Source organism: Pseudomonas botevensis, from assembly GCF_019145475.1.
Taxonomy (GTDB): Bacteria; Pseudomonadota; Gammaproteobacteria; order Pseudomonadales; family Pseudomonadaceae; genus Aquipseudomonas; species Aquipseudomonas botevensis.
On record NZ_JAHTKI010000001.1, the window covers coordinates 685,117 to 698,317 of the forward strand.

The 13,201-nt window shown below is 62.4% G+C and carries 12 protein-coding genes; 7 read left to right on the forward strand and 5 right to left on the reverse strand.

Features of this window, described 5'->3' with window-relative positions:
* Positions 1-192: 192 nt before the first annotated feature.
* From rarD to KVQ74_RS03245, 5 genes are all read right to left on the reverse strand, one after another.
* Positions 193-1,080, reverse strand: coding sequence for an EamA family transporter RarD (gene rarD, locus KVQ74_RS03225; protein WP_217829548.1), 888 nt, complete (start codon positions 1,078-1,080; stop codon positions 193-195).
* 160 nt (positions 1,081-1,240) lie between these two features.
* Positions 1,241-2,215, reverse strand: coding sequence for a serine/threonine protein kinase (locus KVQ74_RS03230; protein ID WP_217829549.1), 975 nt, complete (start codon positions 2,213-2,215; stop codon positions 1,241-1,243).
* Positions 2,216-2,375: 160 nt separating this feature from the next.
* Positions 2,376-4,277: a PhoX family protein gene (locus KVQ74_RS03235; protein WP_217829550.1), complete on the reverse strand. Its 1,902-nt coding sequence runs from the start codon at positions 4,275-4,277 to the stop codon at positions 2,376-2,378.
* A 72-nt stretch (positions 4,278-4,349) separates the two neighbouring features.
* Complete coding sequence (locus KVQ74_RS03240; protein ID WP_217829551.1) at positions 4,350-5,114, reverse strand: TOBE domain-containing protein; 765 nt, start codon at positions 5,112-5,114, stop codon at positions 4,350-4,352.
* A 97-nt stretch (positions 5,115-5,211) separates the two neighbouring features.
* Positions 5,212-5,952: a ComF family protein gene (locus tag KVQ74_RS03245; RefSeq protein ID WP_217829552.1), complete on the reverse strand. Its 741-nt coding sequence runs from the start codon at positions 5,950-5,952 to the stop codon at positions 5,212-5,214.
* A gap of 91 nt (positions 5,953-6,043) precedes the next feature.
* On the opposite strand from KVQ74_RS03245, the gene bioB reads away from it, so the two are divergent.
* The 7 genes from bioB to KVQ74_RS03280 all read left to right on the forward strand — a co-directional run bounded on the left by bioB (position 6,044) and on the right by KVQ74_RS03280 (position 13,141).
* On the forward strand, positions 6,044-7,099 hold the full coding sequence (gene bioB / locus KVQ74_RS03250; protein ID WP_217829553.1) for a biotin synthase BioB: 1,056 nt from the start codon (positions 6,044-6,046) through the stop codon (positions 7,097-7,099).
* Between the two features lie 157 nt (positions 7,100-7,256).
* A complete protein-coding gene (gene bioF, locus KVQ74_RS03255) occupies positions 7,257-8,435 on the forward strand; it encodes an 8-amino-7-oxononanoate synthase (protein ID WP_217829554.1) in 1,179 nt (392 codons plus the stop codon).
* Positions 8,428-9,159, forward strand: a complete 732-nt coding sequence (locus KVQ74_RS03260; RefSeq protein ID WP_217829555.1) for an alpha/beta fold hydrolase — start codon at positions 8,428-8,430, stop codon at positions 9,157-9,159. Before bioF ends, KVQ74_RS03260 begins: the two co-directional genes overlap by 8 nt.
* Positions 9,152-9,964 (forward strand): malonyl-ACP O-methyltransferase BioC, encoded by an 813-nt coding sequence (gene bioC, locus KVQ74_RS03265; RefSeq protein WP_217829556.1) that lies wholly within the window; start codon positions 9,152-9,154, stop codon positions 9,962-9,964. The genes KVQ74_RS03260 and bioC overlap by 8 nt, the downstream gene beginning before the upstream one ends.
* Entirely contained in the window at positions 9,961-10,641 is a 681-nt protein-coding gene (gene bioD, locus KVQ74_RS03270) for a dethiobiotin synthase (protein WP_217829557.1), read from the forward strand. Before bioC ends, bioD begins: the two co-directional genes overlap by 4 nt.
* A 121-nt stretch (positions 10,642-10,762) precedes the next feature.
* Positions 10,763-11,059 carry a pyrroloquinoline quinone biosynthesis protein PqqE gene (locus tag KVQ74_RS03275; RefSeq protein ID WP_217829558.1) on the forward strand — a complete coding sequence of 99 codons (297 nt, stop codon included), beginning with the start codon at positions 10,763-10,765 and terminating at the stop codon, positions 11,057-11,059.
* A gap of 276 nt (positions 11,060-11,335) precedes the next feature.
* A complete protein-coding gene (locus KVQ74_RS03280) occupies positions 11,336-13,141 on the forward strand; it encodes a phenylacyl-CoA dehydrogenase (protein ID WP_217829559.1) in 1,806 nt (601 codons plus the stop codon).
* Positions 13,142-13,201: the final 60 nt, after the last annotated feature.

A 13,201-nucleotide genomic window follows, 5' to 3' on the forward strand; every position in this document is an offset into this window, starting at 1 on the left:
ATCCGCCTGTGGATAACCTGTAGAGACAGCCCGCGAGGCCACGTCAGGCATGGCTTTGCCGGAATTGATCAAAAAACCGCCAACATTCAGTGACTTGCACACAATCGGCGGGGATCAGGCTGTGGATAACCTTGGGAAGGAAGTGTGCAGACCACGCGAACCGTGGCCTGTAGAGGTTTGTGCGTTTTTTGATCAGCTGCGCCGACGCAAGCTCATCCAGGCATCGACGCTGTACACCGCCAGACCGGCCCAGATAAACATGAAGGCGATCAGGGTGCTGGAGGACAGGTGTTCATCGAACAGCAGCACCGCCTGCAACAGCACCAGCGTCGGGGCCAGGTATTGCAGGAAGCCCAGGGTGGTGTAGGGCAGGTGCCGCGCGGCAGCGTTGAAGCACACCAACGGGATCAGCGTGACCGGGCCGGCGGCGACCAGCCACCAGGCTTCGGAGGTGGTCCAGAACGCAGCCTGGGCGCTGGTCGCGGCCGGATTGAGCAGCAGCCATGCAAGGGCGATAGGCACCAGCATCCAGGTTTCCACCACCAGCCCCGGCAGCGCCTTGACCGGCGCCTGTTTGCGGATCAAACCGTAGAAACCGAAGGTCAGCGCCAGCACCAGCGACACCCACGGCAGGCTGCCGACCTGCCACACCTGCTGCGCCACGCCGATGGTCGCCAGCGCCACCGCCAGCCACTGCATGCGTCGCAGGCGTTCGCCGAGGATCAGCATGCCCAGCAGTACGTTGACCAGCGGGTTGATGTAGTAACCCAGGCTCGCTTCGAGCATCCGCCCGTTGTTCACCGACCAGACGTACGTCAGCCAGTTGGCCGCGATCAGGGTGCCGCTGAGCGCCAGAATCGCCAGGCGTTTAGGGTTCTGACGCAGCTCGCTCCACCAGCCCGGGTGTTTCCACACCAGCAGCAACAGCGCACCGAACAGCGCCGACCACAGCACCCGGTGGATGATGATTTCGACGGCCGGCACTTCGGCGATGGCTTTGAAGTAGAGCGGGAACAGGCCCCAGATGATGTAGGCGCTCAGGCCCAGAATGTACCCGTGACGGGGGTTGGCGGCTTGCATGCAGAATCCTTGCTTAGGCAGCTAACAAAGGAGGGATTGTAAGGAGATTTGTGGACGAATGTCGTAGCTGATGGGTCAGGAATGTGTGAACACGAGACATCTGTGGGAGCCAGGCTTACCCGCGAAGGCAGGCCCGCTCCCCATCCCGGGGTTCGGGGGATCAAAAGAGTTTCAGCGGTTCTTCACTCAATGCCGCCAGTTGCTCGCGCAGGGCCAGTACCTGATCGCCCCAGTAGCGCTCGCTGCCGAACCACGGAAAGCTGTGCGGAAACGCCGGGTCATCCCAGCGTCGCGCCAGCCACGCGCTGTAGTGCATCAGACGCAAGGCGCGCAGCGGTTCGATCAGCGCCAGTTCCCGAGGGTCGAAATCGTGGAATTCGTTGTAGCCGTCCATCAACTCCGACAACTGCCCCAGGCAATCCTGGCGATCGCCGGCGAGCATCATCCAGATGTCCTGCACCGCCGGCCCCATGCGGCAGTCATCGAGGTCGACGATGTGGAACATTTCATCGCGACACATCATGTTGCCGGGGTGGCAGTCGCCATGCATGCGGATGTTCTGGTGCGGCGTCGCGGCGTAGACATCTTCCACGCGCTTGAGCAAATCGCGGGCGACGGACTCATAGGCCGGCAGCAGGCTTTTCGGAATGAAATTGCCTTCGAGCAACGTGGTCAGCGAATCATGTCCGAAGTTCTTCACCCCCAGCGCTTCGCGATGTTCGAACGGCCGGGTCGCGCCGACCGCGTGCAGACGCCCGAGCAATTGGCCGAGGCGATAAAGCTGGTCGAGATTGCCCGGCTCCGGCGCCCGGCCACCGCGACGGGGAAACAGGGTGAAACGGAAACCGGCGTGCTCGTGCAGGGTCTGGTCGTTGTGAACCAGTGGCGCCACCACCGGAATCTCGCACCCGGCCAGTTCGAAGGTGAAGTGGTGCTCTTCCAGAATGGCTTCGTCGGTCCAGCGCTGGGGGCGGTAGAACTTGGCGATCAGCGGTTCGGAGCCTTCAATGCCGACCTGATAGACGCGGTTCTCGTAGCTGTTGAGCGCCAGGATGCGCGCGTCGCTGAGGAAGCCGATGCTTTCGACGGCATCGAGCACGAGGTCTGGGGTGAGGGTTTCAAACGGGTGGGCCATGCTGACTCCTGCGCGCGGCAGGCTGCCGCGTCCGGCCCAGCATGGTAGCGCAGGAGGCGGATGGTGTCTGTGCTGGCGCTTTCGCGGGCAAGCCCGCTCCCACAGGGTTTGTGGTGTTCACAACACTTGTGGGAGCGGGCTCGCCCGCGAAGGCGTTGGATCAGGCGCCGACGATCCCGCCATCCTCACGGGTAATCGCCATCACCGACGACCGTGGCTTGCCGTTCGGCAGATGCTCGGGGAAGGTTGACCCGCCGTTTTCCCCCGGATGCTGAATGCCGACGAACAGGGTCTTCTGATCCGGGGAGAAGCTGATCCCGGTGACCTCGCAACCAATCGGCCCGACCATGAACCGGCGAATCTCACCGGTCGCCGGATCGGCGCAGAGCATCTGGTTATTGCCCATTCCGGCGAAGTCACCGGTGTTGCTCGAATCGCCGTCGGTGAGAATCCACAAGCGTCCGGCCTTGTCGAAGCCCAGGCCGTCAGGGCTGTTGAACATGTTCTGCGGGGTGATGTTGGACGAGCCGCCCTTTGGCGTACCGGCGTGTACGCCTGGGTTGCCGGCGACCACGAACAGGTCCCAGGCGAAGGTTTTCGCCCCGTGATCGTCTCGGTCGGTGCGCCAGCGCAGAATCTGTCCGTAGACGTTTTTCTCGCGTGGGTTCGGGCCGCCCACGGGCTGGCCGTCTTCGCCGCGCTTGGAGTTGTTGGTCAGGGTGCAATAGACCTGGCCATCTTTCGGGCTGACCACGATCCACTCCGGACGGTCCATGCGCGTGGCGCCCACCACACTGGCCGCCAGGCGCGCATGGATCAGCACTTCGGCCTGATCGGCGAAGCCGCTGCTGGCGTCGATGCCGTTCTTGCCGTGGCTCAGTTCGATCCACTGGCCCTGGCCTTTCGGGTGATCGGGGTTGCCGTCACCGGCATCGAACTTCGCCACGTACAGGGTGCCGTGATCGAGCAGATCGCGGTTGGCCTTGGCGTTGCGATGGTTGATGCGATCACGGCTGACGAACTTGTAGATGAACTCGCCGCGCTCGTCGTCGCCCATGTACACCACGGCACGTCCGTCATCGGTCTCGGCCAGTGCAGCGTTTTCATGCTTGAAGCGACCCAGGGCGGTGCGCTTGACCGGGGTCGATTGCGGGTCGAACGGATCGATTTCCACCACCCAGCCGTGGCGGTTGAGTTCGTTGGGGTTCTTCGCCATGTCGAAGCGCGGGTCGTATGGATGCCAGTTGATTTCACGGCTGGCGACCGATGCGCCGTAGCGTTTCTGCGCGGCATCGAATTGCTGCTGGGCGTTGCTGCTGCCGAAGCAGTCGGTGAAGTTCTCTTCGCAGGTCAGATAGGTGCCCCACGGCGTCTTGCCGTTGGCGCAGTTCTGGAAGGTGCCGAGGACTTTCCTGCCGTGCTTGTCGGCGCTGGTTTTCATCAGCTCATGGCCGGCGGCCGGACCGCTGATGCGCAGCGGCGAGTTGCCGTGGATGCGGCGGTTGTAGCGCGAGCCCTGGACGAACTGCCACTGGCCATTCTTGCGCTGCACTTCGATCACCGACACGCCTTCGCAGGCCAGGGCCTTGCGCACGTCTTCCGCCGATTGCGGCATGCCGCCGTGGGGATAGAGGTAGCGATAGTTGGTGTATTCGTTGTTGATCGCCATCAGCGCGCGGTTTTTCTCGCCGGGGAATTCGAACAGGCTCATGCCGTCGTTGTTGTCACCGAACTGCACTTCCTGTGCGGCGGCGGTGCCGTTGCCGCTCGGATCGAACGCCGGGCCGTTCTTGTGCAGCGGCTGGCCCCAACTGATCAGCACCGAAGACTTGTAGCCCTTGGGCAGGCTGATGACATCGGTGGTCGCGGCGGGAATGCTGTCGAAACCCAGCAAGCGGCTGTTGCCGGCGCTGACGCTGGCGGCCAGCACGCTGCGGCTCAACAGGTTGCCGCCGAGGAACATCGCCGCGCCGCACAGTGCGCCGGCACTGATGAAACCGCGACGGCTCAGGCCGACCATTTTTTCCAGGTCAGTGGATTGGTTTTCTTCTAATAGGCTCACATCAGGCTCCCTGCTTGGTTTTGGCAGTCACCTTAATGAGGGGCGATGAAGTTTTTGTTGCAGGTCGCCGGGTTAAAGCGGGGTGCCGATCAGCACATTGGAGGGCGAGAACTGCACCTGCACCGGTTGCTCGAGGCCCAGCCCATGGCTGCGCAAGTGCAGGGGCTCGGCCAGGGCGCAGAGTATCTGGCCATTGGGCAGGGCGATGCGCACTTCGCTGGGGCCATCCTCGGCGTCGAGAATCGCCTCGATCGTACCGCTCAGAAGATTGTGACCGGATGTTGCAGGCTGCTCGGCGCCCAGCAACTCAAGCCAGCCGGCCTTGATCAGTGCCATCACTTCCGTGCCCGGCTGCAGTTCCAGATGCACGGTACTGTCGTGGGTAATCTGCGCGTCGATGCACAGGCCTTCGGCCAGTTCCAGGCGGATCAGATCGTTGCGGCCCTGGGCCTCGATCGCCACGACGGTGCCGTGCAACTGGTTGCGCGCGCTGGTCCTGAGCATCAGCCGGCCGAGCAGATCCAGATCGCTGGCGTCCTCGGCGGCCTCCAGCACCTGCGCCTGCAAGGCTTGCAGCTTCTGATACAGACGCAGCACGCGTTCGCCTTCGCTGGACAACCTGGCACCGCCGCCGCCCTTGCCGCCGACTGCGCGCTCGACCAGCGGTTTCTGCGCCAGGTTGTTCAGCTCATCGATGGCATCCCACGCCGCCTTGTAGCTCAGCCCAGCGCTCTTTGCAGCACGGGTGATCGAACCCTGTTCGGCAATGTGTTGCAGCAAGGCGATGCGTTGCGGGCGGCGGACGATGTGCTGGGACAACAGGCTGGGCAGGGACATGGATGGACGCTTTGGCTGTGACGATGGAGTGAAGTTGGCGGCTTGCAGGGCGAGAGTCAAGCCGTACGCAGCCACCAGGCGGGGTGCGGGTTTTCAATCAGCTTGTGTTGCCCGTTTTTGGCGTGCGCGCCAGGCAATACACATCGACTCGCGCCGCGCCTGCATCGCGCAGCAGTTTCGCCAGGGCATGGGCCGTGGCGCCGGTCGTCAGCACGTCGTCGACCAGCGCCAGATGCCGGCCGCGTACCGTTGCTTCGGGCGTGAGGGCGAAGGCGTTCTTGAGATTGCGTTTGCGCGCCCTGGCATTCAGTTCCTGCTGGGCGCTGGTGTCCTGGACTCGCCGCAGCTGATCTTCTTCGCAAGGCAGATCCAGGCGTTTGCCCAGCCAGCGGGCCAGCATCGCCGCCTGGTTGAAGCCGCGCTGGCGCAGCCGTTTGCTCGCCAGCGGGACTGGCAGCAAGGCATCCGGACGGGGCAAGTCTTCGTCGAAGCGATGTTGCAGGTATTGGCCGAAAACGTCGGCGAGCAGGTGGCCAAACGGCCATTTGGCATTGTGTTTAAAACGTGTAATCAGACTGTCGAGCGGAAAGCCGTAAAGCCAAGGCACCGCGACCTGCTCGAACGCCGGCGGCTCCAGCAGGCACTCGCCGCAGGTCAGGCCCGCCGCTGGCAGTGGCAAGGCGCAGGTCATACATTGCTCGCCAAGCCATGGCAGATCGGTTTCGCAGGCTGTGCAGAGGGGGATTTCGGCGTCTGCCGGTTCATCGCAGAGCAAGCAGTGTTGTGCGTTTTTTAAACAGATGTAAACCTGACCTTTGTACTGTGGTTGACAGCGCATGGCTCTTCCTTAAATATGCCGAACATCCGTGTCGCGCCTATGGGTATTCCGTTCCCCCAGTCGCAAGCCAAGCATAACCAAGGAAACGCCCATGAGCGCCAGCACCTCTGCCACCCTGCGTCACGACTGGTCTTTGGCCGAAGTCAAAGCCCTGTTCGTACAGCCTTTCAACGATTTGCTGTTCCAGGCGCAGACCGTGCACCGCGCGCATTTCGACGCCAACCGCGTCCAGGTTTCCACGCTGCTGTCGATCAAGACCGGTGCCTGCCCGGAAGATTGCAAATACTGTCCGCAGTCCGGCCACTACAACACCGGTCTGGAAAAAGAAAAGCTGATGGAAGTGCAGAAGGTCCTCGAAGAGGCTGCCCGCGCCAAGGCCATCGGTTCGACCCGTTTCTGCATGGGCGCGGCATGGAAACATCCGTCGGCCAAAGACATGCCTTACGTGCTGAAAATGGTTGAAGGCGTGAAGGCCATGGGCCTGGAAACCTGCATGACCCTCGGTCGTCTCGATCAGGAGCAGACCGAAGCGCTGGCCAAGGCCGGCCTCGATTACTACAACCACAACCTTGATACTTCGCCGGAGTTCTACGGCAGCATCATCACCACCCGCACCTACAGCGAGCGCTTGCAAACGCTGGCGTACGTGCGTGATGCGGGAATGAAAATCTGCTCCGGCGGCATCCTCGGCATGGGCGAGTCCCTCGACGACCGCGCCAATCTGCTGATCCAGTTGGCCAACCTGCCGGAGCATCCGGAATCGGTGCCGATCAACATGCTGGTGAAAGTCGCCGGCACGCCGCTGGAAAACGCCGAGGACGTCGACCCGTTCGACTTCATCCGCATGCTCGCCGTGGCGCGAATCCTCATGCCGCAATCCCACGTGCGCCTGTCCGCCGGCCGCGAAGCGATGAACGAGCAGATGCAGGCCCTGGCGTTCTTCGCGGGCGCCAACTCGATTTTCTACGGCGAAAAACTGCTGACCACTGCCAACCCGCAGGCCGACAAGGACATGCAGCTGTTCGCACGCCTGGGCATCCAGCCTGAAGCCCGCGAAGAGCATTCGGACGAAGTACATCAGGCCGCGATCGAGCAGGCGCTGGTGGAACAGAAGAGCAGCGAGCAGTTCTACAACGCCGCCGTCTGACGCTTGCGCGCATTCCCCTGAAGGAATGTAACCCCTCATGTGGGAGCGGGCTTGCCCGCGAAGGCGGTCTGTCAGTGAAGCTCATGCCGACTGACACGACGCCTTCGCAAGCGCCCGTCCTCGGAGGGAATCGTGTCCCTTGAAAGTCGAGGCCTGCATGTCTTTCGATCTCGCCGCACGCCTTGCTGCCCGTCGTGCCGAAAACCTCTATCGTCAGCGCCCGCTGCTCGAGTCCCCACAGGGGCCGCAGGTGGTGGTCGACGGTCAGCCATTGCTCGCGTTCTGCAACAACGATTACCTGGGCCTGGCCAATCACCCGCAAGTGATCGAAGCCTGGCGCGCCGGTGCCGAGCGCTGGGGCGTCGGTGGCGGTGCGTCGCATCTGGTGATCGGCCACAGCGGCCCGCACCACGCGCTGGAAGAAGCCTTGGCCGACCTCACTGGCCGGCCGCGCGCATTGTTGTTCACTACCGGTTACATGGCGAACCTCGGCGCGGTCACGGCGTTGGTCGGGCAGGGCGACACGGTGCTGGAAGACCGTCTCAATCACGCGTCGTTGCTGGATGCGGGACTGTTGTCCGGGGCGCGTTTCAACCGCTATCTGCACAATGACGCCGAGAGTCTCGCGAAACGCCTGGAGAAGGCTACCGGCAATACCCTGGTGGTCACCGACGGTGTGTTCAGCATGGACGGCAATCTCGCCGACCTGCCGGCGCTGGCCCGTGAAACCAGGGCCAAAGGCGCGTGGCTGATGGTCGACGACGCCCACGGTTTCGGCCCGTTGGGTGCTAATGGCGGCGGCATCGTCGAGCATTTCGGCCTGAGCCAGGACGATGTGCCGGTACTGGTCGGCACCCTCGGCAAGGCGTTCGGCACGGCAGGTGCGTTTGTCGCGGGCAGTGAAGAGTTGATCGAAAGTCTGGTTCAGTTCGCCCGCCCGTACATCTACACCACCAGCCAGCCACCGGCGCTGGCCTGTGCGACCCTGAAAAGCCTCGAACTGCTGCGCAGCGAGCACTGGCGACGCGAGCATTTGCAGGTGCTGATTCGCCAGTTCCGCCATGGTGCCGAACAGATTGGCCTGCAACTGATGGACAGCTTTACGCCGATCCAGCCGATCCTGATCGGCGATGCCGGGCGCGCCGTGCGTCTGTCGCAGATGCTGCGCGAGCGTGGATTGATGGTCACCGCGATCCGTCCACCGACCGTGCCCGCCGGCAGTGCCCGTTTGCGCGTGACCCTGACCGCCGCCCACAGCGAGGCGCAGGTACAGCTATTGTTAAATGGACTGGCCGATTGCTTTGCCCAACTGTCGTCGGAGCCAAGCCATGCGTGATCGCCTGATTCTGTTGCCCGGCTGGGGCCTCGGAGTGTCGCCGCTGGAACCGTTGGCCGCCGCGCTGCGCGGGCTCGACGAGCATTTGTATGTCGACATCGAGCCGTTGCCGGAACTGGCGTCCGGCGACTTGCAGGATTGGCTCGATGAACTCGACGAGCGCATTCCCCAGGACGTCTGGCTCGCTGGCTGGTCGTTGGGCGGCCTGCTGGCGAGCGAACTCGCGGCCCGTCGCGGCGAGCGCTGCTGTGGTTTGCTGACCCTGGCGAGCAACCCTTCCTTTGTCGCTCATGAGCAATGGCCGAGTGCGATGCCGGGCGAAACCTTCGATGCGTTTCTGGCCGGCTGCAGTGCCGATCCGCGTGCCACCCTCAAACGTTTCTCGCTGCTGTGTGCCCAGGGCGCGCAAGACGCACGCGGTTTGTCGCGACTGTTGCTCGGCGGTGCCCCGAATACTTCGCCAGCCGCGCTTATGGCCGGGCTTGAGCTGCTTGCACAGATCGACACGCGCGAGGCGTTGCAGGGCTTTGGTGGGCCGCAGTTGCACCTGTTCGCCGGGCTGGATGGCCTGGTGCCGGCCGAGGCGGCGGGCGAAGTGTTCGCGTTGTTGGCGGATGTCGAGGTGGGCCTGATCGAACAGGCCAGCCATGCGTTTCTTCTGGAAGACCCCCATGGTGTGGCGGGGGCGATCCAGGCTTTTCTACATGAGTGCGGTGATGACTGATTTGTCTCTTGTCGCGCTGCCCGGCGGCTTGCCTGACAAGCGCCAGGTGGCCGCTTCTTTCTCCCGCGCGGCGGCCAGTTACGACAGCGTCGCCGAGTTGCAGCGCGATGTCGGCGAGCAATTGCTGCAGCGTCTGCCAGCGGATTTTCGTCCGACCCGCTGGCTGGATCTGGGGTGCGGCACCGGGTACTTCACCCGGGCGCTGGCTGAGCGTTTTACTGGCGGGCAGGGGCTGGCGCTGGATATCGCCGAAGGCATGCTCAATCACGCGCGGCCGTTGGGTGGCGCGATGCACTTCATTGCCGGGGACGCCGAGCGTCTGCCGTTGCAGGAGGCGACCTGCGACCTGATTTTCTCCAGCCTTGCGGTGCAGTGGTGCGCGGATTTCGAATCGGTGCTCAGCGAAGCGTTTCGCGTGCTGAAACCGGGTGGAGTCTTTGCGTTTGCTAGTCTTTGTGTAGGGACGTTGTATGAATTGCGCGACAGCTGGCGTCAGGTTGATGGCCTGGTTCACGTCAACCGTTTCCGCGAATTCGCGCGTTACGAGCAACTGTGTGCGGACAGCGGCCTGCGCCCGGTTGTCCTGGAAAATCTGCCGCATGTGCTGCATTACCCGGATGTGCGCAGCCTGACTCACGAATTGAAGGCGTTGGGTGCGCACAATCTCAACCCCGGCCGGCCGGGTGGGTTGACCGGACGGGCGCGGATTCTCGGGCTGGTCGAGGCTTACGAGCAGTTTCGTCAGACGGCAGGATTGCCGGCGACTTATCAGGTGGTCTATGCCGTGTTGGAGAAGCCCTTATGAGCGCAGCCTATTTCATTACCGGGACGGACACTGATGTCGGCAAAACCACGGTTGCCGCTGGCCTGTTGCACGCGGCGCGATTGGCCGGTCTGAGCACGGCGGCCGGCAAGCCCGTAGCTTCCGGATGCGTCGTCACCACCAAGGGCCTGCGCAACGCCGATGCGCTGGCGCTGCAGGCCGAGTGTTCATTGCCGCTGACTTATCAACAGGTCAATCCCGTGGCGTTCGAACCGGCCATCGCCCCGCATCTGGCGGCGCGCGAGGCGGGCGTGGCGCTGACGGTGCAATCGCTGCTGGCGCCGATGCGCGAGATTCTGGCGATGAATGCCGATTTCACCCTGATCGAAGGCGCGGGTGGCTGGCGGGTGCCGTTGGCCGATCAGGACAATCTGTCGGATCTGGCGATTGCGTTGAAGCTGCCGGTGATTCTGGTGGTCGGCGTGCGGCTGGGTTGCATCAGTCATGCACTGCTGACGGCCGAGGCGATTGCCCGTGATGGTCTGCAACTGGCCGGCTGGGTGGCGAACATCATCGATCCGAAGACTTCGCGGCTGGAGGAAAACCTTGCGACGCTGGCCGAGCGGATTCCCGCACCGTGCCTGGGGCGGGTGCCGAAACTCAAGTCCATCAGTGCCGAAGCTGTCGCCGGTCATCTGCAACTGGATCTGCTCGACTGATGCCTTCGAAACAGCTTTTGCCTATGAACAGGCACTGTGCCATTAGTGTTTTTGACGGGTGTTTTTCTGGCGCCTCTGGTTCAATGGCAGCCATTGATCCTTCCCAAGGACGAGAGCTCCCATGGAAATCTCCGGAAACACAGCGTTTTACGCGGGCCTGAGCACCATTCAGACCGGGCAGAACCGCGTCGATCAGGCAGCCAGCCAGATCGCCAGCAGCACCATCGAGCGTTCGGTCACCAGCCAGTCGTCCGAGGTTCAGGTCGATCGCCTGCGCAGCGTGGATCGCAGCCAGCAATCGGATCTGGCGAGCAGCGTGGTCGAGATGTCTCAGGGCAAGTTCCAGGTCGAACTGGGCGTGAAAGTCGCCAAGGCGTCCGATGAAGTGCTGGGTACGTTGATCGACACCTACGCCTGATTTTCTGTTGCTCCGTATTGCCAGACGCCGCGATTGTTCGCGGCGTTTTTCGTTGTAAGTCCTTCTTCCTCAACTAATCTTTTTTCATTCCCCATGATCCGCCCGGAGGCATGTCGCGACACCGTGTCCGGCGTTCGCAAAGTACGATGACGAACGGCAAAAGATCGGCGCTTGACAAGATTTCGGCGTAAACGTATGTTTCAAACAACTGTTTGACCGTCACAACAAATCAACGCGGTCGTTCATTCCCGGTTACATCAGCAGAGGTTTATCGCTATGCCTGACTACAAGGCCCCCTTGCGTGATATTCGCTTCGTTCGTGACGAACTGCTCGGCTACGAAGCTCACTATCAGAGCCTTCCAGGTTGTGAGGACGCCACTCCGGACATGGTTAACGCCATTCTCGAAGAGGGCGCCAAGTTTTGTGAACAGGTACTGGCTCCGCTGAACCGCGTGGGTGACACCGAAGGCTGCACCTGGAGCGAGTCCGGCGTGAAAACCCCGACGGGCTTCAAAGAGGCTTACAAGCAATTCGTCGAAGGCGGCTGGCCAAGCCTGGCCCATGACGTCGAGCACGGCGGCCAGGGTCTGCCGGAGTCGCTGGGTCTGGCTGTCAGCGAAATGGTTGGCGAGTCCAACTGGTCGTGGGGCATGTACCCGGGCCTGTCGCACGGCGCGATGAACACCATCTCCGAGCACGGCACTCCAGAGCAGCAGGAAGCCTATCTGACCAAACTGGTCTCCGGTGAATGGACCGGCACCATGTGCCTGACCGAACCGCACTGCGGCACCGACTTGGGCATGCTGCGCACCAAGGCCGAACCTCAGGCCGACGGTTCCTACAAAGTTTCCGGCACCAAGATCTTCATCTCGGCCGGTGAGCACGACATGGCCGACAACATCGTCCACATCGTACTGGCCCGCCTGCCGGACGCACCTGCCGGCACCAAAGGCATCTCGCTGTTCATCGTTCCGAAGTTCATGCCGAACGCTGATGGCACTGTTGGCGCTCGCAACGCCGTGTCCTGCGGTTCGATCGAACACAAGATGGGCATCCACGGCAACGCCACCTGCGTGATGAACTTCGACGGCGCCACCGGTTTCCTGATCGGCCCGGCGAACAAAGGCCTGAACTGCATGTTCACCTTCATGAACACCGCACGCCTGGGTACTGCGCTGCAAGGTCTGGCCCACGCTGAAATCGGCTTCCAGGGCGGCCTGAAATACGCTCGCGAGCGTCTGCAAATGCGTTCCCTGACTGGCCCGAAAGCGCCGGACAAGGCTGCCGACCCGATCATCGTTCACCCTGACGTACGCCGCATGCTGTTGACCATGAAGGCATTCGCCGAAGGCAACCGTGCGATGGTGTACTTCACCGCCAAGCAGGTCGACATCGTCAAATACGGCGTGGACGAAGAAGAGAAAAAGAAAGCCGACGCACTGCTGGCGTTCATGACGCCGATCGCCAAGGCCTTCATGACCGAAGTCGGTTTCGAATCCGCCAACCACGGCGTGCAGATCTATGGCGGCCACGGCTTCATCGCCGAGTGGGGCATGGAGCAGAACGTTCGCGACAGCCGCATTTCGATGCTGTACGAAGGCACCACCGGTATCCAGGCACTCGACCTGCTGGGCCGTAAAGTGCTGATGACTCAAGGCGAGGCCCTGAAAGGCTTCACCAAGATCGTCCACAAGTTCTGCCAGAGCAACGAAGGCAACGAAGCGGTCAAAGAGTTCGTCGGCCCGCTGGCTGCACTGAACAAAGAGTGGGGCGAGCTGACCATGAAGGTCGGTATGGCTGCCATGAAGGATCGCGAAGAAGTCGGCGCGGCGTCCGTGGATTACCTGATGTACTCCGGTTACGCCTGCCTGGCCTACTTCTGGGCTGACATGGCGCGCCTGGCTGCCGAGAAGCTGGCAGAAGGCACCAGCGAAGCGGCGTTCTACACCGCCAAGCTGCAAACCGCGCGCTTCTACTTCCAGCGCATCCTGCCGCGTACCCGTACTCACGTGGCCACCATGCTGTCGGGTGCCAACAACCTGATGGACATCAAGGAAGAAGACTTCGCGCTGGGCTACTAAGCCTTAACGCAGTCTCATGAAAACCGCTGCTCCTTCGGGGGCAGCGGTTTTTTTTTGCGC

Excerpts from the sequence above, each read along its gene's own strand:
- rarD (WP_217829548.1), bottom strand. The coding sequence starts at position 1,080 with ATGCAAGCCGCCAACCCCCGTCACGGGTACATTCTGGGCCTGAGCGCC.
- KVQ74_RS03230 (WP_217829549.1), bottom strand. The coding sequence starts at position 2,215 with ATGGCCCACCCGTTTGAAACCCTCACCCCAGACCTCGTGCTCGATGCC.
- KVQ74_RS03240 (WP_217829551.1), bottom strand. The coding sequence starts at position 5,114 with ATGTCCCTGCCCAGCCTGTTGTCCCAGCACATCGTCCGCCGCCCGCAA.
- KVQ74_RS03245 (WP_217829552.1), bottom strand. The coding sequence starts at position 5,952 with ATGCGCTGTCAACCACAGTACAAAGGTCAGGTTTACATCTGTTTAAAA.
- bioB (WP_217829553.1), top strand. The coding sequence starts at position 6,044 with ATGAGCGCCAGCACCTCTGCCACCCTGCGTCACGACTGGTCTTTGGCC.
- bioF (WP_217829554.1), top strand. The coding sequence starts at position 7,257 with ATGTCTTTCGATCTCGCCGCACGCCTTGCTGCCCGTCGTGCCGAAAAC.
- KVQ74_RS03260 (WP_217829555.1), top strand. The coding sequence starts at position 8,428 with ATGCGTGATCGCCTGATTCTGTTGCCCGGCTGGGGCCTCGGAGTGTCG.
- bioC (WP_217829556.1), top strand. The coding sequence starts at position 9,152 with ATGACTGATTTGTCTCTTGTCGCGCTGCCCGGCGGCTTGCCTGACAAG.
- bioD (WP_217829557.1), top strand. The coding sequence starts at position 9,961 with ATGAGCGCAGCCTATTTCATTACCGGGACGGACACTGATGTCGGCAAA.
- KVQ74_RS03275 (WP_217829558.1), top strand. The coding sequence starts at position 10,763 with ATGGAAATCTCCGGAAACACAGCGTTTTACGCGGGCCTGAGCACCATT.
- KVQ74_RS03280 (WP_217829559.1), top strand. The coding sequence starts at position 11,336 with ATGCCTGACTACAAGGCCCCCTTGCGTGATATTCGCTTCGTTCGTGAC.